The following is a 21,960-nucleotide window of genomic DNA, read 5'->3' on the forward strand; positions in this document are numbered from 1 at the left end:
CCTCACGTCAGGCCCAGCGCCTGCGGGACCATGTAGAGCCCGAAGCCCATGACAACGAGGCACAGAACCCAGGTGATGTATTTGTGCGGCCCGCGCATGCGCCACTGCTCGGGCAGCGCCTTGGCCTCCAGCGCCAGCAGCAATCCCAGCACGATCGGCAGCAGCAGCGCGTTCATCACTTCGACGTCCACGGCGAGGTTCACCAGGTCGACGCTGGCCAGGACGAGCACGGCGCCGACGACGTGGGCCAGCCCGTAGGTGATGTAGAACTTGGCGGTCTCACGGTTGGGGCGCTCGTTGAGCGTGTGCCGCCACCCGAAGACCTCCGCGAGCCCCCATGCCCCGGCGAGGGAGGCGACGATCGCGGCGACCAGCGCCGCGCCGAGCATTCCCAAGCCGAAGAGGACCGTCCCGCCGGTGCGGCCCAGGTAGGGGGTGAGCGAATTGGCGATCTCGCCGACGGTGTTCAGGGAGGCCCCGCCGTCGTGCTCCCCCACCGTCGAGGCCATCGTGACGACCACCGCGATCATGATCAGCTGAGTCAGCACCGCGCCGGTGGCCGTGTCGTAGCGGGCCTGCCGAATAGTGGCCTCCGACAACCGCTTATCCACCACGGCGCCCTGCTGGTAGAAGACCATCCACGGCATGATGACGGCGCCGACGTTGGCCGCGACCAGCAGCAGATACGACGAGTTGCCCAGCGGCATCGAAGACAATCCGTCCAGCAGCGCGTCCAGCCGTGGCCGCGCCAGCACCATGGCGACCAGGAACGCCAGCTCGGCCGCGCCGACGATCAGACCGATGCGCTCGACGCGCCGGTAGCTGCCGGTGAACGCCAACGCCAGCAGCGCGGCGGTTGCGACCGGGATGCTGACCCACCGCGAAACACCGAACAGCTCCCCCACTCCGGCGACGCCGGCGAACTCCGTCAGCAACGCCCCGATCGCCGAGGCGAACAGCGTGAAGGCCGACAGCCACGCCCAGCCGCGGCCGAACCGCTCCCGGATCAGCGCGCCATGACCGCGCTTGGTGACGATGCCCAGCCGCACCGTCATCTCCTGCACGACGTAGAGGATCGGCATCAACATGAGCTGCGGCAGCACCATCCGGTAGCCCCACTGGGCGCCGGACTGCGACGCGGTGATCAACGACCCCGCGTCGGTGTCCGCCAACATCACCACCAGACCGGGGCCCCAGACCGCCAGCAGCCCCCACCGCAGCCATCGGCCGCGGGCCCGCAGCGACACCGACGGCGGACCGTCGAATTCTTCCGCCACTGTGGTATCGGTCACCCTTGCCCCATTCCTTCACACGACTGCGTCACGGCCCGACTGCCGATGATAACTAAGGCTCACCTAACCGCTGCGGTTTCGCTGAAGAGGGGCATTCTCAAATCTGCGATCCGCCCTCTCCGAGGGCGAGAGTACGTGACGGGAGCATGCACCGGGACCGGCCTGCTCAATTGGGCGTGCGCCCGGTCGGGTCAGGCGTCGATCACCAGGCGCTCGCCCTTGGCCCGGGAGACGCAGACCAGCATCTCGCCGTCGCCCTCCACGGTGCGGCCGCGGCGATCAACCTGCCCCGCAAGCACTTTCACCTTGCAGGTACCGCAGAAGCCTTGCTGGCACGAGTACGCGGTGCTCGGGTCGCCGTCGAGCATCACGTCGAGCGCCGACCGGTTCCCCGGGATGCTGAGCACGCGCCGCGAGCGGGCGAGTTCCAGCTCGAACGGGACACCGTCGACGACGGGCGGCGGGCCGAAGCGCTCGTAGTGCAGTGGCGCGTTCGCGTGCCGGTCGCGCTCCGTACGCACCGCTTCGAGCATCGCGGCCGGGCCGCACACGTAGACGGCCGTCGTGGGTCCGGCGTCGGCCAGCAGTTCGCCGGCGGTGGCGATGCGGCCGCGCTCGTCGTCGGCCCACACGGTTACCCGGCCGGGCGCGATCGCCACGAGCTCGTCGAGTAGCGGCATGTACTCCCGGCTGCGCCCGGCATACACCGCGCGCCAGTCGATTCCGTGCTGCTGGGCGAGCCGGATCATGGGCAGGATGGGTGTCACGCCGATGCCGCCGATCACGAACAGCACCTCGCGCTCGTCGGTGACGAGATAGAACGCGTTGCGGGGGCCCTCGAACTCGACCGTATCGCCCACGTCGAAGGCGTCGTGCATCTCGATCGAGCCACCGCCGCCGTCGGCGATCCGGCGCACCGCGATGCGATAGTCGGTGCGCCGACCGGGCGGACCGCACAGTGAGTACTGGCGGCGGCGGCCCGAAGCCAGCCGGATATCGATGTGCGCGCCGGGAGTCCAGGACGGCAGCAGGCCGCCTTGAGCATCGGCGAGCGTCAACGCGACCACGTCGGGCGTGAGGAGTTCGCGCTTGGTGACCACCGCGGTATTGGTACGCGGCACCGGCACGATTCGCGACGGGTCCCACCGCGACGCCGATGCCAGCCCGCCGAAGAGGGTGCCGACACCCCACAACGCCGTATAGAGACGATCGCGCTTGCGGCGACCGTACAGGTCGGCGGGCCTGCTGCCCCAAATCGTCTGTGCCACAGCAATTATCCTACGTCTGCCGAACGGCGTTCTGATCGGCCCACTCGCTGGTGAGCCGGGCGATGACCTCGGGATGGGAGGAAACCACCCAGTGGCCGCCCTCGATTTCGACGACTCTGCCGTTGGGCGGTATCGAGCCGGTGAACCGCTGCAGGGGCGGCGAGACGAAATAGTCCCAGCGCGCCACCAGCACCTGCACGGGAACCTTGGTCTGCGGCAGCTCCTTGCCCGGCGCCACGAACGGCCCGGGCATGTTGGCGCGGTACAGGTTGAGCCCGTTGACGTAGTCGCGGGTCGACCGGGTGGTCGCCGCGCGCCGCCGGCCGGTCCGGCGCGGTCGGCCGATCATTTCGACCGCCGCGAAGACCGCCACGCTCGCCCGGGACCAGATCGCCAACTCCGGCACCCCCGGACACAGGAAGAACCAGATGTACGTGGAGGCCAACGCCTGCTTGAGGACGTCGAACACGCCGCGGGGTGAGCGGGCGGACCGCAGGAACTTGCCCGCATAGTTCAGGTGCGGGCCGGAGATCGACGTGAACGAGGCGACCTTGCCCATCACCGCGTCGTCGGTGACCGCCGACCAGGCCTGGATGGAACCCCAGTCGTGGGCGAGCAGGTGCACCTGGTCCACGGCGAGGCTGTCGATCACCGCGCCGATATCGGAAACCAGTTGGGGCAGGCGGTATCCCGAGCGCCTCGCCGGCTTGGACGAGGCACCGACGCCGCGCACGTCGAAAGCCACGAAGTTGAAGCGCCCGCCGAGCTCCTCGGCGACCCCGTCCCACACGTGGTGGTTGTCCGGGTAGCCGTGGATCGCCAGGATGGTCGGGCGCCCACGGTCGATCTCCGAGTGGGCGTGGACCGCAAGGGATACGCCGTCGGAAGCGATTACGTTGCTGCACTGGGTCATTCGTGCCTACTCGTGGCGCTCAGTGCGCCGCGCGGGCGGCTGGTGACCGGGCCAGGTAGTCGACCGCGCGCCCCACTCCGCCGAGTTTGGACGGGTGGAAACTCGGCGTGTAGTAGGCGCCGACGACCCGCAGGAACTGGAAGGGACCGGGCACCAGGCCACGCCGTGCCGCGCTGAAGTAGTCGCGCCAGCGCGGTTTGGTGCCCGGCGCCAAGTACGGGTCGACCGAGTACATGAACCGCACCCCGCGAATGAACAACCACAGCAGCGCGGGTGTCACCAGCAGCTGGGTGCGCACCTGGCGCCAGTAGCCGGCGCGCAGGTGCTTCATCGTGTCGAACGCCACCGCCTTGTGCTCGACCTCTTCCGCTCCGTGCCAGCGCAGCAGGTCCAGCATCACCGGGTCGGTGCCCAGGGCGTCGTGTTGCGGGGTGTCGAGGATCCATTCGCCCAGGATGGCGGTGTAGTGCTCGAGGGCCGCCACCATCGACACCCGCTCGAGCAGCCAGCTCTGGCGTCGCCGCCAACCCCATCCGGGCCGGTCCCCGATGAGTCGGGAGAACAGCCATGCCATCTGGTCGGTGAACGGGGTGACGTCGACGCCGTTGGCCGCGAAATGGTCCAGCACCCCCGCATGCGCCTGGGAATGCATGGCCTCCTGGCTGATGAAACCCTGCACGTCCAGCCGCAGCTGATCGTCTTTGATCATCGGCAACGTGTTCTTGAACGCGTCGACGATGAACTCCTCGCCGGCGGGCAGCAGCAGGTGCAGCACGTTGCAGAAGTGCGTGGTGAAGGGCTCGTTGGGCACGTAGTAGAACGGCAGCGTCGCCCAGTCGAAGTCGACGTCACGCGCCTGCAGGACGATCCGCTCGTGGTCGAGCGACGCGTCATGCGGACCCGTCGCCTGGTCGTCGACGGTGAACATGGTGGACCCCCTTGCTTGTCAGGCGCTGCGTTGCGCCTCGGCCTCAGCCTCGGTGATCAGGCGCTCACTGCGCAAGAACCGGACGAGATTCTCGACCGTCTCCGCCAGCGCCGGCTCACGCAGCCGGACGTCGGCCAGCGCGCGCGCACTTTGGTATTGGCTGTTGCCGTAGCGCTTGTCCCGCATCGCCGCGATCTTGTCCGCCGAGCGGGTGAGGAAATCCACCAGCGGGTAGATCGGATCCCGCGGCGTGCATCGCCGGTTCATCTCGGCGACGAACGATCCGATGTCGTGGTACTCGAAGCGGTAGCCGTAGCGCTCGGACAGGACGCGGGTGATGTCGGTCATGTTGTAGTAATCGTCCGCGGTCATGTTGAAAACGCGCCCACCGCCCGTGTCATCCGGCGGCAGCTCCATCAACGCGACGATGTGATCGGCGATCAGGTCCGCGGGCAGCAGGCTGAGCTGGTTGAGCGCGTTGGCGGCGACGCCGTGCTCGATCATGAACGCCATGGTGCGCACCAGGATGTCGTCCTGGCTGCCGAATCCCGCGCTGGTCGGTGAGATCAACGAGGGCCGGAAGATGCGCACGTCGAGCCCCTCCCGCTGGGCGGCGAAGGCCAGCTGCTCGGCGACCCATTTGGTCTGTGAGTAGCCGAAGTCCAGGGCGTTCATCTCCAGATTCGCGTCCGACTCCCCGACCACCGGCTTGACGCTCCACCCGTAGATGAAGGTGCTGGAGACCAGGTGGAAGGTTTTGCGGTGCGCGGTCATGGCCAGCCGCAGCAGCTCGTGCGTCCCGATCACGTTGGCGGGCCGGAGGGCGTCGTAGGTCCTGACGTAGTTGACCAGGGCGCCGTTGTGGACGATGGCGTCGACGCTCTCGGCCAGCCTCTGGAACCCCTGCTCACCGATGCAAAGCTGCGGCGCGGCGAGGTCACCGCAGACCACGCGCACCCGCTTGCGGACCTCGGCTTCCAGAGCCGGCGACCACAGCCGCGCCTTGCGCAGCGACGCGACGATCCGGTCCAGGCCGTGTGCGGAGTCCGTGGCGCGAACCAGCGCGTGGACGGTGCGCGACGTCCGGCCGAGCAGGCTGCTGACCAGGAACGGCCCGAGGAATCCGGTCGCGCCCGTCAGCAGGATGTCGCTGGGCGTGCCCGAGCGCGCCGGCGGCAGCGCCGGCAGCGGAAGCTGTGCGTCGGCACGCATCCGCGACATCTCGTATTCCTCGTACTCGGCCGAAATCTGTTCCAGGGCCTGACGTACCGCGTCCAGCGGCTGCCCGGATCCCTCACCGAACTGCCGCATGAGACGGAAGAACTCGGCGACCGTCAGCCGCTGCAGCAGGCGCGTGTTGACCTCCTCGGCCAGCTCCCCCGCGCCGTGCTCTTCCAGCAGGGCCTGCAGGTCGGCGCGCAGCTCGGCGAGCGCCAGCGAGTCGATGCCGAGGTCCGCGAAGGAGCAGTCCTCCTCGCCGGTGAGGTCGTAGCTCTCGATCAGATTCCGGAACCGGTCCAGCGGCCCCGGGTTCGCGTCGGCGCGGTCGTGCGGCTGATGGGTGTAGGTCGACAGGACGGGCAGCTCGCCGTCCAGCCAGAGCTGACGCGTCGACGACCGCCTGATCTTGCCCGACGTGGTCTTGGGAATGCTGTGCGGCGGCACGAACGCGATGGTGTGCGGGTCGATGTGGCCGTGCCGCCGGATGGCCCGCGCCAGGGCCTTGCCATCCGGTAGCGCGTGCTCGCCGCGCACCTCGGCCACCACGGTCAGCACTTCCTGCTCGTCGTGCTCCACCGAGAAGGCGGCGACGCAGCCGCCGCGGACCTCCGGAGCCGACCGCTCCACGATGCCCTCGATGTCGGAGGGGTAGCAGTTGACGCCGCGCACGATGATCAGGTCCTTGCTGCGGCCGCACACGAACAGCTCGCCCTCGTAAAGGAAGCCGAGGTCGCCGGTGCGCAGGTAGGTGTGCTCGGTGTCGCCGGGGATGCGGGCCGCGAAGGCCTCCGCGCTCAGCTCCGGGCGGTTCCAGTAGCCGCCGCCCTTGGACGGCCCGTCCAGCCAAACCTCGCCGACCCGGCCCTCGCCGAGAGCGTGCCCGGAACCCGGATCGACGATGCGGACGACGTTGCCGTCGATGGGCTTGCCGCAGCTCACCACCGGGGCTTGGTTGCTGTTCTCGGGCTGCGCCTTTTCGACCCGCGCCAGGTTGTTCTCCAGCGCGCGCTTGTTCAGCGCCAGCGTCTGGCGCCCGCGAAGCGAGACGATGAGGGTGTTTTCGGCCATGCCGTACGCGCCGGTGAGCGCGTTCGGCTCCAGGCCGTAGGGGGCGAAACGCTGCCGGAAGCGGGCGAATGTGCTGGCGCGCAGCGGTTCTGCGCCGACGACGATGCTCTCCAGGCTGCTCAGGTCGATCCCGGCGAGCTCGGACGTGGGCAGCTTGTCCTCGCGCAGGCACAACTCGAGGGCGAAGTTGGGCACCGGAGTGTGGGTGGCACGCACGTCGCTGATGAGCCGCAGCCAGGCCGACGGTCGCTTGAGGAAGTCCAGCGGGGACATCGCGTGTGTGGTCCCGCCGACCAGCAGGATGAACAGGTAGGCCGAGATCAGGCCCATGTCGTGGTGTTGCGGGAGCCAGCTGACCAGCACCTCGCCGCCGGTAAAGGCCGAGGCGTTGGCGATGACGTTGGCGTGGCTGACCACCACGCCCTTGGGGTCGCTGGTGGAGCCGGATGTGTACTGCAGGAAGAGCACCGGTCCGGGCGTGTCGGGCACGGGCGTGCCGCCGAAGTCCTGCGTGCCATCGGTTCCGTACCAGGGCAGTTCCGGGCGCCGTTGGGCGTCCGGCCAGGGCGACCCATCGTCGAGGTGGTTGAGCAGCAAGCGGTAGTCGTATTCGAACTGCTTGGTCGACAGCACCGCCTTCGCCTGGCAGTCGCGGGCGATGAAGCTGAGTTTGGCCAATCCCGACTCGAACGACATCGGCAGCGGCGGGCTGACCGGCACGGCGATCACCCCGAGGCGGGCGCACGCATAGAACGCCGCAACCATCTCCAGACCGGGCGGGTAGACCAGCAACGCGCGATCTCCCGGGCGCAGCCCGGCCTCCGCCGACAGGTAGGCGGCCAGCTCGCGCGTCCGCTCGGCAAAACTCTGATAGGTGTAGTGCTCCTGCTCGCGGCCTTCGTCGTCGACGAACCGGAAGAGGGTCTTGTCCGGAGTCAGTGCTTCCCGCATGTGCAGTTGATCAATGAGCGTCTCCATCGCAGGAGCCACCCCCTTCCGGGTTCACTATGAGCGATAAGAACTTTCGGATCAATCGATAAAGCCCAATGTAACGCCGCTAATGGACGTCAGGCAAAGCGTGCAGAGGCCTTTCCGACACTGCACATTAATCTCACAGCATAGGCTTATCATGCGTCACACATTGCGGCGAGCCGCGTCCTCAACTACGGACTTCAGTATTTCAGTTTCCGCTGTTCACCAGGGGATTTTGGCAGGGCAGCGTTCAGCAAGCGCGGGAATACTGAGATACGTATTTGCGTCAATGCTGAATTCTCGGGTTCGAATCGGTACGCAATTGGGCGGCCTTTTCTTCTCGTCTACGCAAAGGGCATAGGGGCGCCCAAACGATTTGAAATCTCGCGCTCGCGGACGACGTCGCCAAGTGATTTCCGCCACGGTTCAGCCGGGCCCCGCGTCGCGGACCTACAGAGATGCGGAGTCAGCCCGTCGGGGCGACGCGGATGAGCGGACCGGCGCGGGCCACCAGCCGGGTGATACCGACGAACCGTTCGCCGTCGATGATCGGTGAGAGCGGCTCCCCGTCGGCCTCGATGATCATTTCGCGGCCATTGACGTCGCGCACCCCACGGCCCCGGAGCGTGCCGTTGGTGAGCGCCGCGGGCAGTTGCGCGACGATTCGCGAAGGCCGCACCTCGCCGGCCTGGAAGTGCAACGCGCCGGGCTTCTCGGCCTTCGGGAAAAGCCGGAAAGGCCCGCCGATCCGCAGGTCGATGGCGCCGGCGTGCAGCACGCGGTGCATCCGTGTCGGAACCTCCTCGCCGTCGATGACGACCCGGGCGCGCGTCGGGGCGAACAGCACCGACGCGTAATTGGCGTTCTGCGAGCGGCCGACTTTCGTACCGAGGTAGTCGCGGAACGAGCGACCGATGACCCGAACGACCTCCCCTCGGCCGTGATCGGGTTTCCCGTAATACATGTCGTAGAACCGATTTCCGACACCCCCGGCGGCCAGTCCGAAACACAGACGATGGAACGCGGCGCCGTCGGCGGTTTCACCGTCGAGTTGCAAGGTGTCAAGGCGCATCTCGGGCGGGGGCCGGTCCGCCTCGGCGGCGGCCGCCAGCGCGCGGATGATGGCATCGGGCCGGCCGCGCACGCGTGCCTTGCGGGCGACGGCGTTGACACTGCCCCCGTTGGTGGGCACGAATGTCGGCCAGCGCTCCGGGTCGCGCTCGCAACGCTCGACCTCGTTGATCAACCAGTGCAGCGCGCCGTCGCCGCCGTCCCCGACGAGGTGGGTGACCCGCGGATGGAGTTGGTCCAGGGTCTTGCCGAGGTCCTCGATCGAGGCGGTTTCGTGCACCTCGCCGAACGGACCGACGATCCGGCGCAACTCGGCGACGCGGTCGCTCCGCCCGCGGCGATTCCTGCGCGCGAGCGGATTCACGATGACCCCTAGATACATCCGTGGCGTCCAGGTGAGGTTCCGCCGGCCATCCCACGCACGATACCTGCGGCGTCCCGGCGGGTGAGATCACGTAGTTAGGGTGGGCTGCATGCCTGGTTGGACCGCTGCAGACCTGCCGTCGTTCGCCGGACGCACCGTCGTGATCACCGGGGCCAACGCCGGTCTGGGCGAGGTCACCGCGCGTGAATTGGCGCGGGCCGGGGCCCGCGTCGTTCTGGCGGTGCGCAACACGGAGAAAGGCAAGGCCGCCGCCGAGCGGATGGCCGGTGATGTCGAGGTGCGCCAACTCGACCTGCAGGACCTGGGGTCGGTGCGGCGCTTCGCCGACGAGATGGCCGCGCTGGACGTGCTGGTCAACAACGCCGGCATCATGGCCACCAAACATGCGGTGACCGCCGACGGCTTCGAGGGCCAGATCGGCACCAACCACCTCGGCCACTTCGCGTTGACCAACCTGCTGCTGCCCAAGCTGACCGACCGGGTGGTGACGGTGTCCTCGCTGATGCACCACTTCGGCTACATCAGCCTCAAAGACCTGAATTGGCAGTCCCGCCCGTATTCGGCGTGGCTGGCTTACAGCCAGTCCAAGCTCGCCAACCTGCTGTTCACCAGGGAACTGCAGCGGCGTCTGGAGGCCGTCGGGTCGCCCCTGCGGGCGCTGGCCGCCCACCCGGGTTGGTCGCACACGAACCTGCAAGGCAATTCCGGACGAAAGCTGGGCGACGCGGCGGTGTTGGCGGTCGACCGCGTTGTGTCCACCGATGCCGAGTTCGGCGCCCGCCAGACGCTGTTTGCGGTGTCGCAGGATCTGCCGGGCGACACCTTCGTCGGTCCGCGCTTCGGTCTGTACGGCCGCACCCAGCCGACCTGGCGTAACTGGCCGGCCAGGCGGGCCGGCACCGCCGTGGCGCTGTGGGACCTATCCGAAGAGCTCACGGGTACCGCGTTCCCGCTCTGAACCGAGCTCGGCGGGCGGTTTGCCGGGGCCCGACTAGATTAGTGGCATGTCGAGGGCTGATATGGCGGCAATTCTCGCCCTGTGCGCCGCGCTGGCTTCGGCGATCGGCAACGTGGTCCGTCAGCGATCCGCCCAGGAGGTCACCGACAAACCCGTCGGCCACCTGGCGCTCTTCGGCATGCTGCTGCGCGATAAGCGGTGGTGGATGGGCGGTCTCGGAGATATCGCCAGCTACGTCTTGCTGGCGGCGGCCCTGGACAAGGGCTCGGTGCTGTTGGTGATGTCGCTGCAGGTGACCGCGCTGCTGTTCGCACTGCCGATCTACGCGCGGATGAGCCGCCACCCGGTCACCCGCGCGGAGTGGGTGTGGGCGGTGTTGCTGACCGCGGCGTTGGTGGTCGTCATCGCGGTCGGCGATCCGACCGGCGGCCAGCAGCGCGCAGCGCCACACGTGTGGCTGATCGTCGCCATCGCGATGGGCCCGCCGCTGCTCCTGGGATTGCTGGGCGCACGGATCTGGTCGGACCGCCCAGTGGCCGCGCTGTTGCTGGCCGCGGTCGCCGGTTCGTTGCTGGCGGTGTTCGCGGTGCTGATGAAGGGCGTAGTCGACATCCTCGAACACAACCCGGAGCAGTTGTGGACCAGACCCGAGCTGTACGGCTGGGTGTTCTGCGGGGCGGCCGGAATGATCTTCCATCAATCGGCTTACCGCGCAGGCGCTTTGACCGCTTCGTTGCCGACGATCATCGCCGCGAAACCCATTGTGGGGGCGGTTCTTGGGATCACCGTCCTGGGCGAGACGTTGGACGCCCACGGCTTCGATTGGGTCGTGCTGGCGGTGGCGGCGGCGTTGGTGATCGTCGCGACGGTGGGGCTGGCTCGCGGCGAGGCCGCGACCGTGTCGGCCGGCGCAGGGCGCGACGTGCGGACCGCCGACGAGCCGAAACCGCCGTCGCCGCAACGCTTGAGCGGGTGAACCCTCCGGTCCGACGAACGTTGGTGGCGGGTACAGGATTCGAGCCTGTCGCCGGCTCGGCGCAGGTTTGCGCGATGCTCGACCGCCGTCATCACAAAGTGCGACACTTAAGTCAATGGGTTAGGGGTCAGGAGAGGAAGAACCGATGGGCAGGGCGATCGCGGCGTCCGTGGCGGCGCTGATAGCACTGGCGCCCCTCTGCATTCCACCAGCACAAGCGCGCGCCGACGATCCCTGCGCCGGCATCACCGATCCCACGGCCTACCAGGATTGCATCAACAGATCCTCGGCCGATGACACCATGCACGGCCCCCGAATGGGCAATTGCGAGGCCAGCCCCGACTACGGACAACTGGGCCAGATTTGTCGGGACGCCTGGGTTCGAAACTCGCCGCCTGCCGGTGAGTTGGGAACTCTGTACGCGAAGAGCGCCGACGAACATCAGCCGGATGCGTTAAGCACTTAGGCCCTTTGTGTGCGCCAGGGCTTTTCGACCAAACCCGACGCTGGCGGCTGACCCGCACAGGCGTCCAATGCGCGCTTCGCGGAAAGATTCAGCGTCGGAATCCGGAGCGACTGCCGCGGCTTTCGGCGCTGGTGACGAAATGGGCGTCGCGATGCGCCGCCGAATCGGCGCCGCGGCTTGACCGATGAATCTCACAATTCCCGAAGTGAGTGACCTCGCGGGCGAATACGCTGTCAATCGACCAGTCGGGCCACGTAGGGGGCAGGAACGTCACCGAAAGGGACAACACGTGGGACGCGAGAATCGGTTCCCTGGCGGACCTCAGGCCGTGCGGGCCCGCATGCGTGGCATGAGGATCACCGACTCCGAGCTTTGACAGGGGTCAGCAATGGACTTTTGGGCTCCTCCCGAGATCACCTCGGCGCTGATTCACTCAGGGCCGGGGCCCGGGTCATTGCTCACCGCCGCCGACGCCTGGCGCCAGCTGGCGATCGAGCTGGGACAGACCGCCACCGGTTATGCCTCCATCGTGACGGCGATTCCCTGGCAAGGGCCGGCGGCGACGGCGATGACCGCATCCACCCTTCCCTATGTCGCCTGGCTACAGACCGCCTCGCTGCAGGCCGCTCATATGGCGATGGCGGCAACCACTATGGCCAGCTCGTTCGCCGCCACCCAGGCGGCCATGGTGCACCCCAGCGTGGTCACCGCCAACCGCATGCGGCTGGCCCATCTGATCGCGACAAACGTTTTCGGCATCAACTTCCCCGCGATCGCTGCCACCGAGGCCGAGTACATGCAGATGTGGGCGGGTAACACGACCGCCATGCTGGGCTATCAAGCCAGCAGCCTCCAGACCATGGCGATGCCGACGTTCAACGCCCCGTCCCCGATGACCACTCCGGCCGCCGCTACGGTTCAAACGGCTGCAGTGGGCAGGGCGGCAGCGGCCGCCCCGCTGGCGTTCGCCCCGGCGGCAACACCCGACCCCACGCAATTCTTCGCCAATCCGTTTGTTCAGACCGTCAACGGTTATCTGCAAAACCTGGTCAGCAGCGGCGTCTTCAACCCGCAGTCCCTTATAGGTCTGGTCACGGGCGGCCACGATTACTTCCCGGGTCAGTTCCCGGACGTCCTGGCCGCCACCCCCCGCAACCTGGCCATTGCGTACAACATCACCGGTCCCGAGGCTGTGGGAGGCGCTCCCAACATTTATGCCACGCCCTATCCCACGCCCGCCGCTACGGCTGGGGCAATAGAGAGTTCGGCCACCGCTTCTCTGGGCAAGGGCATGTACGTCGGCAATCTCGTGGTTCCGCCTTCGGCGGTCACGGCCCCGATCCAGCTGTCGGCCGCACAGGGCCCGTTGATGGCAACGACGGCGCAGGGCGCGCCGCTCACCCCGATGTTCATCCCGCCGATGCCACCGGGGGCACGCAAGGCCCAGCGGGATAAGCCCGACGAGAAGGGCTATGGACCGCCGATCTTCGGCAGCATCATGCGGCGACCTCCGTCAGGCGGATGAGACGAAGGCGCATCGCGGGTGTAGCGCGCTCGCCCGTGCGAAGACGTCGCCCATCTCGCTGAAATATGTTGTGCTGCAAGCAATTACTCTGGGTAGTGAAGGTCCGGAGGCGGCGGTGGCGCTCATGTGCCTGGTTGATCGATTGATCTGACTAGTTTGCTGGCCCGGTTTTCGGCGACTGGCCCATGCGACTCGAGTCGCCGTCCATCTCGATCTGCCCCATAATCAGTGACCATTAGGCGGTGCGGAAAGGACTGACCAATGAAGACGGCAGCAATGGCCGCGTCGGCGGCAGCAGCCATAACCCTGGCACTCCTCTGCACGCCGACAGCACAAGCACAAGCCGGCGATCCCTGTACCAGCATCACCGACCCCGCCGCCCATCAGGCATGCATCGCAAACCCCCCGCGCGACAACCCAATGCGCAGGTACCCGCTGGGAGACTGCGAAGGCGCGAGCCCGATTGACGGACAACTGGGCCAAGTTTGCGGGTGACTCCGGTCCCGCGCCCGGAGGCTTAGTCTTCTCCGGATAGCCAGCCCCTCGATGGGGCGCTCAGCGCAGTCAACCTGCACTGAAGCCGGCCGCAGCGGGACAAACTAGTCCCCTGACGAACGTTGGTGGCAGGTACAGGATTCGAACCTGTGAAGCTTTCGCGACGGATTTACAGTCCGCTCCCATTGGCCGCTCGGGCAACCTGCCGCCAGACAGGTTACAACGAGGGGGTAGACAAAGCACAAACGGCCATCACGGGATGAAGGGACGGATCGAATGGCGGACTCATCGTTCGACATTGTCAGCAAAGTCGAGCGCCAAGAGGTCGACAACGCACTCAACCAGGCCGCCAAAGAGCTGGCCACCCGCTTCGACTTCCGCGGCACCGACACCACGATCGCTTGGAAGGGCGACGAGGCTATCGAGCTGACGTCGTCCACCGAGGAACGCGTCAAGGCGGCCGTCGACGTCTTCAAGGAGAAGCTGATCCGGCGCGACATCTCGATGAAGGCCTTCGACGCCGGCGAACCGCAGGCGTCGGGAAAGACGTACAAGGTCAGCGGCACCCTCAAGCAGGGCATCGACAGCGAGCACGCCAAAAAGATCACCAAGTTGATCCGCGACGACGGGCCCAAGGGCGTCAAGACGCAGATCCAGGGCGACGAGATCCGGGTCAGCAGCAAAAAGCGCGACGACCTGCAGGCCGTCATCTCGATGCTCAAGCAGGCCGATCTCGACGTCGCGCTGCAGTTCGTCAATTACCGGTAGCCGCCGCGCGAGCGTAGTGGCACTGCGAAATCCCGCCGGTCATTTCGCAGTGGGGTTACGCTCGCGCCCATGGCTCCCATGCGTTCGGTTCGTGCAGTAGAATGAACTGCACGAACCGAACTCTGGAGTGACCCCCATGACCACCGTCGCCGAGCTGGCCACCGCCCACGAACGCCTGCGCGAAAGCGCGCAGGCGGTGGGTGTCGCGCTGTCGTCGGTCGCCGTCTACACCGAACCCGCGGTGGCGCGGGCGGTGCAGGCCGAGCAGAACCTGTACGCCCGCATCGAGGCTGAGTTCGGGATGCTGAGCAGCACCGACGCCGGTAAGCGGATGGGCTCACGGTCCAGCGCGCCGCGCAACCTCGCCACCACCGCCCACCGCAACAAGGCGCTGGTCGCCGTGCGGCGCGGCAACTACCTCGCCTACCCCGGCTTCCAGTTCGGCCCGGATGGGAAACCGCTGGCGGTCATCGCCCGGCTACGCGAGATCGCGGAGGACAACGGCTGGTCGGAGGCCGGGCTGGTGCAGTGGCTGTGCTCGCCCACCACCTACCTGGACGGGGAGCGGCCCGTGGACCGCCTCGCCACCCAGCCGGATCGCGTCGTTGCGGTCGCTGCGGAGGCCCTGGCCGTCTCGTGGTGAGGCGACCCCCGGACCCGTTCGATCCGGCCACGGCCACCCTGCCGGCGGGACACCCGCTCTACCGCGTGCTGTCGGCCACGCGCACCGCCACCGACTTCAACCCCGGCATCGGCGCGCGCACCCGCTTCGGTTTCTTCGGCGACCCGGTCGTGCCGATCATGTACGCGGCCGACACCGAGGACGCGGCCATCGCCGAGACGCTCCTGCACGACATTCCCGTCGAGGGCGGCCTGCTCCCCTACGACCAATACGCGGACAAAGTCCTCGTCCGGCTGGAGGTGACCCGGCCCGTGCGCCTGGGCGTGCTGCACGGCACCGGGCTGCGACGCCTCAAAGTCACCGCCGCCGAGCTCACGGCGAGCCCGGCGTCGAGCTACGACACCACGGTGCGCTGGGCCGAAGCCGCGCACGGCGCCGGGCTGGAGGGGCTGGTGTGGATGTCGCGGCAGTGCAACGACACCAAGGCCTACGTCTTCTTCGGCGACAGGTGCGGCCCCGAATCAGACCCAGCCTTCGCTCAGGACCCGTCCCACGCGCGCATCTTCGCCAGCCCCGCCGACCAGATCTGGCTGATCGACCGGTGCGCGCCGCTGCACGTCGACGTGCTGATGGAGCCGTTATGACGATCACTGGCCCGGCCAACCGCCGGGTGCCTACGCTAGTGACCAGTCCCACGATGTGAGCGAGGTTCACGATGACCGTGACGCCCCAGGAAGCCGACGGCCAGACACCGGCCGAGGCCGACTACTCCGACGTCATCATCGTCGGCGCCGGCATCTCCGGCATCGACGCGGCCTACCGAATCAGCGAGCGCAACCCCCAGCTGACCTACACCATCCTGGAGCGGCGCGCGCAGATCGGCGGCACGTGGGACCTGTTCCGTTACCCCGGGGTGCGCTCGGACAGCAGCATCTTCACGCTGTCCTTCCCGTTCGAGCCGTGGACGCGAAAGGAAGGCGTGGCCGACGGCGACCACATCCGCGAGTACCTGGCCGCCACCGCACACAAGTACGGCATCGATCGCCACATCCGGTTCAACAGTTACGTCCGCTCGGCCGACTGGGATTCGTCGGCCGACACCTGGACGGTCACCGTCGAGCAGGACGGCGCGCGGAAGCTCTACCGAGGCCGATTTCTCTTCTTCGGCAGCGGCTACTACAACTACGACGAGGGGTACACCCCCGAGTTCCCCGGCATCGAAACCTTCGGCGGCGTCGTGGTGCATCCGCAGCACTGGCCGGAAGACCTGGACTACACCGGCAAGAAGGTCGTGGTGATCGGCAGCGGGGCCACCGCGGTGACGCTGCTTCCCTCGCTGTCGGACCGGGCCGCGAAAGTGACCATGCTGCAACGCTCGCCCACCTATCTCATCTCGGCGTCGAAGTACGGCAGGGTCGCCGCCGTCGCGCGGAAAGTGTTGCCCCGCAAGCCGGCCCATCTCGTGGTCCGGATGTACAGCGCGCTCACCGAGGCGGTGTTCTTCGCCCTTTCGCGCAAGGCGCCCGGGCTGGTGCGATGGCTGCTGCGGCGCAAGGCGATCAGCAGCCTGCCCGCCGGCTATGACGTCGACACCCACTTCAAACCGCGCTACAACCCGTGGGACCAACGGATGTGCCTGATCCCCGACGCCGACCTGTACAACGCCATCGCCGCCGGCCGCGCCGACGTGGTCACCGATCACATCGACCATTTCGACGCGACCGGCATCGCGCTGAAATCCGGCGGGCACCTCGACGCCGACATCATCGTCACCGCCACCGGACTGCAGCTGCAGGCCTTGGGCGGGACCGCGATCAGCCTGGACGGCAACGAGATCAAGACCAACGACCGCTTCGTCTATAAGGCCCACATGCTCGAGGACGTGCCGAATCTGTTCTGGTGCGTCGGCTACACCAATGCGTCATGGACACTGCGCGCCGACATCACCGCCCGGGCCACGGCAAAGCTGCTGGCGCACATGACCGCTCACGGCTACACCCACGCGTACCCGCATCGGGGCAACGAGCCGATGACCGAGAAGCCGTCGTGGGACATCAACGCCGGCTACGTGCTGCGGTCGGTGCACGCGCTGCCGAAATCGGGAACCAAGCGGCCCTGGAACGTGCGGCAGAATTACCTCGCCGATGCCATCGACTACCGCTTCGACCGCATCGAGGAAGCGATGGTGTTCGGCCGGGCATCCGACCGGGCCCCCCTGGCGGGCTAGCGCTATCCGGCCGCCGGCGGTTTGGCCATCACCGACGGTTTGAATCCGTATGTCGGAGTCTGACGCCAGCCCGCGTGCCCGGCCATCGGCCCGAACGGCGTCATCGGGAAGGGATGGAGCCCGTCCGCCGCGGCGGGGGCAGCCGCGCTCGTCAGGGTGGCGACCCCCGGATTGGTCACCGCGGTCACCGGAGCCCAGCTGGGCGGGACCGACAGCACGCCGACCGGAAGCGCGCGCCCCAGCCCGGCCGCGGCCGACCCGGCGTTGCCCAGGCCGGCACCGGCGGCGCCGAGCGCGTTAGCCCCGCCCCCGGCGGCCTGAGCCGCCGAGGAGGCCGCGGGAAGCAAGCCCTTCCCGAACGTGCTCATGGCCGTGATGCCGTTGCTGATCTGCCCGAAGGACTGCGCCGTCTGAACGCCTACCTGCCCGGAAGACACGTACGGGACAACGTATTTCGAGTACATCCCGGCCATGTCGTCGAACGGCGTGTTCGCCGAAATCCAATCGTCGATCGGCTTGAGGTTGCCGAAGGTGGGCGCAGGCGCTTCGTTGGCCGCAGCGTCCTGCGCACCGGTCTGGGCCGAATTGCCGGCGGCCTTGGCCACCGCGGCGGCCTGCTCGGCCGATGCGGCCGGGTTGGTCACTTCCTCGGGCTCCGCGAAATCGGCCAACTGGCTGGCCGTGGCGGAAGCTGCCGCGTAGCCGTACATCGCCGCGGCGTCCTGGGCCCACATCTCGAAGTACTCCGCCTCCAGAGTCGCAATGGCAGCGCTGTTCTGTCCCAAGACATTCGTCGCGATCAGCGACGCGAGCAAGGCGCGGTTGGCCGCGACCACCGGCGGCGGCACCGTGAGCGCGAACGCCGTCTCGTAGGCGGCCACGGCCGCGGCGGCCCGGTCGAAAGTCAGCTCGGCGCTTTCCGCGCTGCCTTGCAGCCATGCCACATTGGCAGCGGCGGCCGACGCCAGCGCCAGCGACGCCGGACCCAGCCACGGCCCGCCGGTCAGCGCCGAGATCACCGATCGGTACGACGACGCGCTGGCGTGCAGCTGAACGGCCAGCTCACTCCAGGCCGCCGCGGCGACCAACAACGAACCGACCCCGGGGCCGGCGTACATCCGCCCCGAGTTGACCTCCGGTGGCAGTAAGGCGTAGTCCACGTCGATATCTCCGCTCGTTCTAAAGCGCTGACGCCGCGGCGTTCGCAGCCTCGGTGGCGGCGTAGGAGCCCGCACCCGATGCCAACGCGGCCGCCAACAGCTCGTGGATGGCGACGGCCCTGGCGCTGAGCGCCTGATACCGCTGCGCGTGGACGGCGAAGCGCGCCGCGGTCAGCGCGGACACCTCGTCGGCGGCTGCCGGAACCACCGCGGTGGTCGGGCCGGCCGCCGCGGCGTTGCCCGCGCTCAACGCCGCGGTGATGGACTGAAGATTGCCGGCCGCCGCCGACAGTTTTTCTGGTTCGACACTCACATAGGACACGCGGCATTCCCTTTCGGCGAATCGGACGATTGCCGCGAAACGCTATAAACACCGGTTAGGGCGATCAAGCCGGTGAATTCAATTAATCGACGGTGAACTCGCGATTTCGAGAACACTCATACTGATTTTTAATCCCGGCCTCGCCGCCCCGCCTAGTGGGCCACTTACGCAGGCCCTCCGGATCGACTGCGCGCCAGTGTTTTCCGAATGATTTGTGACTTTGACATGAATCGGACCAGCGTTCCCTGAACGCAGCGCGGACTCCTATGAATTGGCTATGCGTTTTCAATACCGAACCGCATTAGGCGGCGAAGGAGCACCCCGTCGACATATTAGACACACAACCCCCTCGAGCGCATCTATGAATTCTGCATGGAATTGGGTCGAAAGCGGGTCGAACGCCTCGCTGCGGCCCGCGGGCTGCGCCCCGGTCAACCTCTGCGACCTGAACTGCTACTAAATGAGAGGTGTCGGCAATACGCTGATCGCCATGGCAGCTGAGAAGCGCGAACCCAAAGTCGTTGTCCTTGGTGGCGGTTCCTGGGGAACCACGGTGGCATCCATCTGCGCGCGCCGCGGCCCGACGCTGCAATGGGTCCGCTCGGAGGAGACCGCAAGCGACATCAACGAGAAGCACCGCAACAGCCGCTATCTCGGCAACGACGTGGTGTTGAGCGACACCCTGCGCGCCACCACCGACTTCGCCGAGGCGGCGAACTCCGCCGACGTCGTGGTGATGGGCGTGCCCTCCCACGGCTTCCGGGGCGTGCTGGCCGAGCTGGCCAAGGAACTGCGGCCGTGGGTGCCGGTGGTGTCATTGGTCAAGGGCCTCGAGCAGGGCACCAACATGCGAATGTCGCAGATCATCGAGGAGGTCCTGCCCGGTCATCCCGCGGGCATCCTGGCCGGGCCGAACATCGCGCGCGAGGTCGGCGAGGGCTACGCCGCCGCGGCGGTGCTGGCGATGCCCGACCAGCATCTGGCGACGCGACTGTCCGGGCTGTTCCGCACCCGGCGTTTCCGGGTGTACACCACCGACGATGTGATCGGCGTCGAGATGGCCGGGGCGCTGAAGAACGTCTACGCGATCTCGGTCGGGATGGGCTACTCGCTGGGCATCGGGGAAAACACCCGCGCGCTGGTGATCGCCCGCGCGCTGCGCGAGATGACCAAGCTCGGCGTGGCCCTGGGCGGCAATCCCGAGACCTTCCCCGGCCTGGCCGGCCTGGGCGACCTCATCGTGACCTGCACCAGCCAGCGCAGCCGCAACCGGCACGTCGGCGAGCAACTGGGCGCCGGCAAGCCGATCGACGAGATCATCTCCTCGATGAACCAGGTCGCCGAGGGCGTCAAGGCCGCCAGCGTGATCATGGAGTTCGCCAACGAGTTCGGACTGAACATGCCGATCGCCCGCGAAGTCGACGCGGTGATCAACCACGGCTCGACCGTAGAAGAGGCCTACCGGGGCCTGATCGCCGAGGTCCCGGGCCACGAGGTGCACGGTTCGGGATTCTGAAGATGTCCGTCAGATGATGCGGAATTTAAATCTTTGCGTTCCATATGGGGTTGGCCCGTCCGCTTGACCCCGGGTTTGCCAGCAAAATACCGTCACTAACGCAGCCAGGGGTTCCCGGCCATGATCCTGTGGATCCGGCCGGGTCTTAACCGTTTGTGCGCCAAGGTGTTACGCCGACGTAATACGCAATTCGGGGCGGATATCGGAACTTCCCCCGCTAACTCCTAACGAGGGACGAGACCGATGCAAGACATCGAACAGCTCGGCAACCAACCTCCCGAGGGGGCCAAGGACTCACGCAAAGATCGGATCCGATCGATCATCCGCCACGACCTTCCTTCGTCACTCGTGGTTTTCCTGGTCGCGCTCCCCCTGTCCTTGGGCATCGCGATCGCATCCAACGCCCCGGTGCTCGCCGGCCTCATCGCCGCGATCGTCGGGGGCATCGTGGTCGGCGCCATCGGCGGATCACCGCTGCAAGTCAGCGGCCCCGCGGCCGGCCTGACCGTCGTCGTCGCCGACCTGGTATCCGACTTCGGTTGGGGCGTAACGTGTTTGATCACCGTCGCCGCGGGCGCCCTGCAGGTGCTGTTGGGGCTCAGCCGCGTCGCACGGGCGGCCCTGGCGATCTCACCGGTGGTGGTGCACGCGATGCTGGCCGGCATCGGCATCACGATCGCGCTGCAGCAGGCGCACGTGTTGCTCGGCGGAAAGTCCAAGAGCACGGCCTGGCACAACCTCATCGGGCTGCCGGGCCAGATCATCGGCGCGCACCGCCCCGGGGTCATCCTGGGCGTGCTGGTGATCGTCATCCTGGTGGCCTGGCGGTGGGTTCCGGCCAAGGTGCGCCGGGTTCCGGGACCGTTGGTCGCGATCGTGGCCGCCACGGTGGTGTCGGTCGTCTTCCCGTTCCATGTGCGCCGGATCGACCTCGAGGGGTCGCCGCTGGACGCGTTGCAACTGCCCGACATTCCGCACGGAAACTGGGGCGCGGTTGCGATCGGCGTGATCACCGTCGCGCTCATCGCCAGCGTCGAGAGCCTGCTGTCGGCGGTCTCGGTCGACCGCATGCACAACGGGCCGCGCACCGACTTCGACCGCGAGCTGGTCGGACAAGGCGCCGCCAACATCGTGTCGGGGACCATCGGAGGGCTGCCGGTCACCGGTGTCATCGTCCGCAGCTCCACCAATGTCAACGCGGGCGCCCAATCGCGCGCCTCGGCCTTCATGCACGGCGTATGGATCCTGTTGTTCACCATCCCGTTCGCCGGGCTGGTCGACGAGATCCCCACCGCCGCACTTGCCGGGCTGCTCATCGTCATCGGCATCCAGCTACTCAAGCCGGCACACATCGAAACCGCCATGAAGCATGGCGATCTCGCCGTGTACGTCGTGACCGCCGTCAGCGTCGTCTTCCTCAATCTGCTGCACGGCGTCCTGATCGGGCTCGCGTTGGCCATCGCGTTGACCGGTTGGCGGGTGATCCGGGCCAAGGTCGATGCCAAGCCCGTCGACGGCGAGTGGCAGGTGCTCATCGAGGGTGCGGCCTGCACGTTTCTGGCGCTCCCGCGGCTGACGCGGGTACTGGCGTCCATACCTTCCGGATCGGTTGTCACCGTGGAGGTTTCGGTGCACTACCTGGATCACGCGGCGCACCAGGCGATCAGCGACTGGCAACACCAGCATGAGGCCAACGGCGGCACGGTCCGCATCCGGGGAAGGCTCGAGACGGGCCATTCCGCTCGCAGGGATGCAAGTGAGGCCATCGGCCCCGAAAGGCCCGAGGCCGCCGCCTGAGTCCCGCTGG

18 protein-coding genes and 1 tRNA gene are annotated in these 21,960 nt (G+C 67.4%); 10 read left to right on the forward strand and 9 right to left on the reverse strand.

What is annotated here, in order from left to right; all coding sequences use genetic code 11:
- Positions 1 to 2: 2 nt before the first annotated feature.
- From H7J89_RS16560 to H7J89_RS16585, 6 genes are all read right to left on the reverse strand, one after another.
- Positions 3 to 1,292: an NRAMP family divalent metal transporter gene (locus H7J89_RS16560; protein ID WP_264044717.1), complete on the reverse strand. Its 1,290-nt coding sequence runs from the start codon at positions 1,290 to 1,292 to the stop codon at positions 3 to 5.
- Positions 1,293 to 1,483: 191 nt separating this feature from the next.
- On the reverse strand, positions 1,484 to 2,566 hold the full coding sequence (locus tag H7J89_RS16565) for a PDR/VanB family oxidoreductase (RefSeq protein WP_264044891.1): 1,083 nt from the start codon (positions 2,564 to 2,566) through the stop codon (positions 1,484 to 1,486).
- A gap of 4 nt (positions 2,567 to 2,570) precedes the next feature.
- Positions 2,571 to 3,473 carry an alpha/beta fold hydrolase gene (locus tag H7J89_RS16570; protein ID WP_264044718.1) on the reverse strand — a complete coding sequence of 301 codons (903 nt, stop codon included), beginning with the start codon at positions 3,471 to 3,473 and terminating at the stop codon, positions 2,571 to 2,573.
- Between the two features lie 19 nt (positions 3,474 to 3,492).
- Positions 3,493 to 4,401 carry a metal-dependent hydrolase gene (locus H7J89_RS16575; RefSeq protein ID WP_264044719.1) on the reverse strand — a complete coding sequence of 303 codons (909 nt, stop codon included), beginning with the start codon at positions 4,399 to 4,401 and terminating at the stop codon, positions 3,493 to 3,495.
- Between the two features lie 18 nt (positions 4,402 to 4,419).
- The gene (locus tag H7J89_RS16580) at positions 4,420 to 7,668 is read right to left on the reverse strand and encodes a thioester reductase domain-containing protein (RefSeq protein WP_264044720.1); all 3,249 of its coding nucleotides are present in this window, start codon (positions 7,666 to 7,668) and stop codon (positions 4,420 to 4,422) included.
- A gap of 460 nt (positions 7,669 to 8,128) precedes the next feature.
- The gene (locus H7J89_RS16585) at positions 8,129 to 9,115 is read right to left on the reverse strand and encodes a diacylglycerol kinase family protein (protein ID WP_264044721.1); all 987 of its coding nucleotides are present in this window, start codon (positions 9,113 to 9,115) and stop codon (positions 8,129 to 8,131) included.
- A gap of 91 nt (positions 9,116 to 9,206) precedes the next feature.
- On the opposite strand from H7J89_RS16585, the gene H7J89_RS16590 reads away from it, so the two are divergent.
- The 4 genes from H7J89_RS16590 to H7J89_RS16605 all read left to right on the forward strand — a co-directional run bounded on the left by H7J89_RS16590 (position 9,207) and on the right by H7J89_RS16605 (position 13,043).
- The gene (locus H7J89_RS16590; RefSeq protein ID WP_264044722.1) at positions 9,207 to 10,076 is read left to right on the forward strand and encodes an oxidoreductase; all 870 of its coding nucleotides are present in this window, start codon (positions 9,207 to 9,209) and stop codon (positions 10,074 to 10,076) included.
- Positions 10,077 to 10,122: 46 nt separating this feature from the next.
- Positions 10,123 to 11,052 (forward strand): DMT family transporter, encoded by a 930-nt coding sequence (locus tag H7J89_RS16595; protein WP_264044723.1) that lies wholly within the window; start codon positions 10,123 to 10,125, stop codon positions 11,050 to 11,052.
- A 145-nt stretch (positions 11,053 to 11,197) separates the two neighbouring features.
- The gene (locus H7J89_RS16600) at positions 11,198 to 11,518 is read left to right on the forward strand and encodes a hypothetical protein (RefSeq protein ID WP_264044724.1); all 321 of its coding nucleotides are present in this window, start codon (positions 11,198 to 11,200) and stop codon (positions 11,516 to 11,518) included.
- 388 nt (positions 11,519 to 11,906) lie between these two features.
- Positions 11,907 to 13,043, forward strand: coding sequence for a PPE family protein (locus tag H7J89_RS16605; RefSeq protein ID WP_264044725.1), 1,137 nt, complete (start codon positions 11,907 to 11,909; stop codon positions 13,041 to 13,043).
- Between the two features lie 618 nt (positions 13,044 to 13,661).
- Here the strand turns inward: H7J89_RS16605 and H7J89_RS16610 are convergent.
- A tRNA-Tyr gene (locus tag H7J89_RS16610) sits at positions 13,662 to 13,745 on the reverse strand.
- A 69-nt stretch (positions 13,746 to 13,814) separates the two neighbouring features.
- On the opposite strand from H7J89_RS16610, the gene H7J89_RS16615 reads away from it, so the two are divergent.
- The 4 genes from H7J89_RS16615 to H7J89_RS16630 all read left to right on the forward strand — a co-directional run bounded on the left by H7J89_RS16615 (position 13,815) and on the right by H7J89_RS16630 (position 17,155).
- Complete coding sequence (locus H7J89_RS16615) at positions 13,815 to 14,306, forward strand: YajQ family cyclic di-GMP-binding protein (protein ID WP_066956577.1); 492 nt, start codon at positions 13,815 to 13,817, stop codon at positions 14,304 to 14,306.
- Positions 14,307 to 14,442: 136 nt separating this feature from the next.
- Positions 14,443 to 14,949 (forward strand): hypothetical protein, encoded by a 507-nt coding sequence (locus H7J89_RS16620; protein ID WP_264044726.1) that lies wholly within the window; start codon positions 14,443 to 14,445, stop codon positions 14,947 to 14,949.
- A complete protein-coding gene (locus H7J89_RS16625; protein WP_264044727.1) occupies positions 14,946 to 15,572 on the forward strand; it encodes an RES family NAD+ phosphorylase in 627 nt (208 codons plus the stop codon). The genes H7J89_RS16620 and H7J89_RS16625 overlap by 4 nt, the downstream gene beginning before the upstream one ends.
- Before the next feature lie 71 nt (positions 15,573 to 15,643).
- The gene (locus H7J89_RS16630; RefSeq protein ID WP_264044728.1) at positions 15,644 to 17,155 is read left to right on the forward strand and encodes a flavin-containing monooxygenase; all 1,512 of its coding nucleotides are present in this window, start codon (positions 15,644 to 15,646) and stop codon (positions 17,153 to 17,155) included.
- Positions 17,156 to 17,157: 2 nt separating this feature from the next.
- Here H7J89_RS16630 and H7J89_RS16635 read toward each other — a convergent pair whose 3' ends face one another.
- Together H7J89_RS16635 and H7J89_RS16640 are read right to left on the reverse strand one after the other, a co-directional pair.
- Entirely contained in the window at positions 17,158 to 18,315 is a 1,158-nt protein-coding gene (locus H7J89_RS16635; protein WP_264044729.1) for a PPE family protein, read from the reverse strand.
- Between the two features lie 19 nt (positions 18,316 to 18,334).
- Entirely contained in the window at positions 18,335 to 18,637 is a 303-nt protein-coding gene (locus H7J89_RS16640; protein WP_264044730.1) for a PE family protein, read from the reverse strand.
- A 490-nt stretch (positions 18,638 to 19,127) separates the two neighbouring features.
- Between H7J89_RS16640 and H7J89_RS16645 the strand changes: the two genes are divergently transcribed.
- Complete coding sequence (locus H7J89_RS16645; protein WP_264044731.1) at positions 19,128 to 20,153, forward strand: NAD(P)H-dependent glycerol-3-phosphate dehydrogenase; 1,026 nt, start codon at positions 19,128 to 19,130, stop codon at positions 20,151 to 20,153.
- Positions 20,154 to 20,396: 243 nt separating this feature from the next.
- The gene (locus H7J89_RS16650) at positions 20,397 to 21,950 is read left to right on the forward strand and encodes a SulP family inorganic anion transporter (RefSeq protein ID WP_264044732.1); all 1,554 of its coding nucleotides are present in this window, start codon (positions 20,397 to 20,399) and stop codon (positions 21,948 to 21,950) included.
- Positions 21,951 to 21,960 lie beyond the last annotated feature (10 nt).

This window comes from Mycobacterium paraffinicum (genome assembly GCF_025822865.1).
GTDB classification, from domain to species: Bacteria; Actinomycetota; Actinomycetes; order Mycobacteriales; family Mycobacteriaceae; genus Mycobacterium; species Mycobacterium paraffinicum.

Coding starts and splice junctions, on each gene's coding strand:
- H7J89_RS16585 (WP_264044721.1), bottom strand. CDS start 9,115: ATGTATCTAGGGGTCATCGTGAATCCGCTCGCGCGCAGGAATCGCCGC.
- H7J89_RS16580 (WP_264044720.1), bottom strand. CDS start 7,668: ATGGAGACGCTCATTGATCAACTGCACATGCGGGAAGCACTGACTCCG.
- H7J89_RS16595 (WP_264044723.1), top strand. CDS start 10,123: ATGTCGAGGGCTGATATGGCGGCAATTCTCGCCCTGTGCGCCGCGCTG.
- H7J89_RS16570 (WP_264044718.1), bottom strand. CDS start 3,473: ATGACCCAGTGCAGCAACGTAATCGCTTCCGACGGCGTATCCCTTGCG.
- H7J89_RS16590 (WP_264044722.1), top strand. CDS start 9,207: ATGCCTGGTTGGACCGCTGCAGACCTGCCGTCGTTCGCCGGACGCACC.
- H7J89_RS16630 (WP_264044728.1), top strand. CDS start 15,644: ATGACCGTGACGCCCCAGGAAGCCGACGGCCAGACACCGGCCGAGGCC.
- H7J89_RS16645 (WP_264044731.1), top strand. CDS start 19,128: ATGGCAGCTGAGAAGCGCGAACCCAAAGTCGTTGTCCTTGGTGGCGGT.
- H7J89_RS16650 (WP_264044732.1), top strand. CDS start 20,397: ATGCAAGACATCGAACAGCTCGGCAACCAACCTCCCGAGGGGGCCAAG.
- H7J89_RS16600 (WP_264044724.1), top strand. CDS start 11,198: ATGGGCAGGGCGATCGCGGCGTCCGTGGCGGCGCTGATAGCACTGGCG.
- H7J89_RS16620 (WP_264044726.1), top strand. CDS start 14,443: ATGACCACCGTCGCCGAGCTGGCCACCGCCCACGAACGCCTGCGCGAA.
- H7J89_RS16605 (WP_264044725.1), top strand. CDS start 11,907: ATGGACTTTTGGGCTCCTCCCGAGATCACCTCGGCGCTGATTCACTCA.
- H7J89_RS16575 (WP_264044719.1), bottom strand. CDS start 4,401: ATGTTCACCGTCGACGACCAGGCGACGGGTCCGCATGACGCGTCGCTC.
- H7J89_RS16615 (WP_066956577.1), top strand. CDS start 13,815: ATGGCGGACTCATCGTTCGACATTGTCAGCAAAGTCGAGCGCCAAGAG.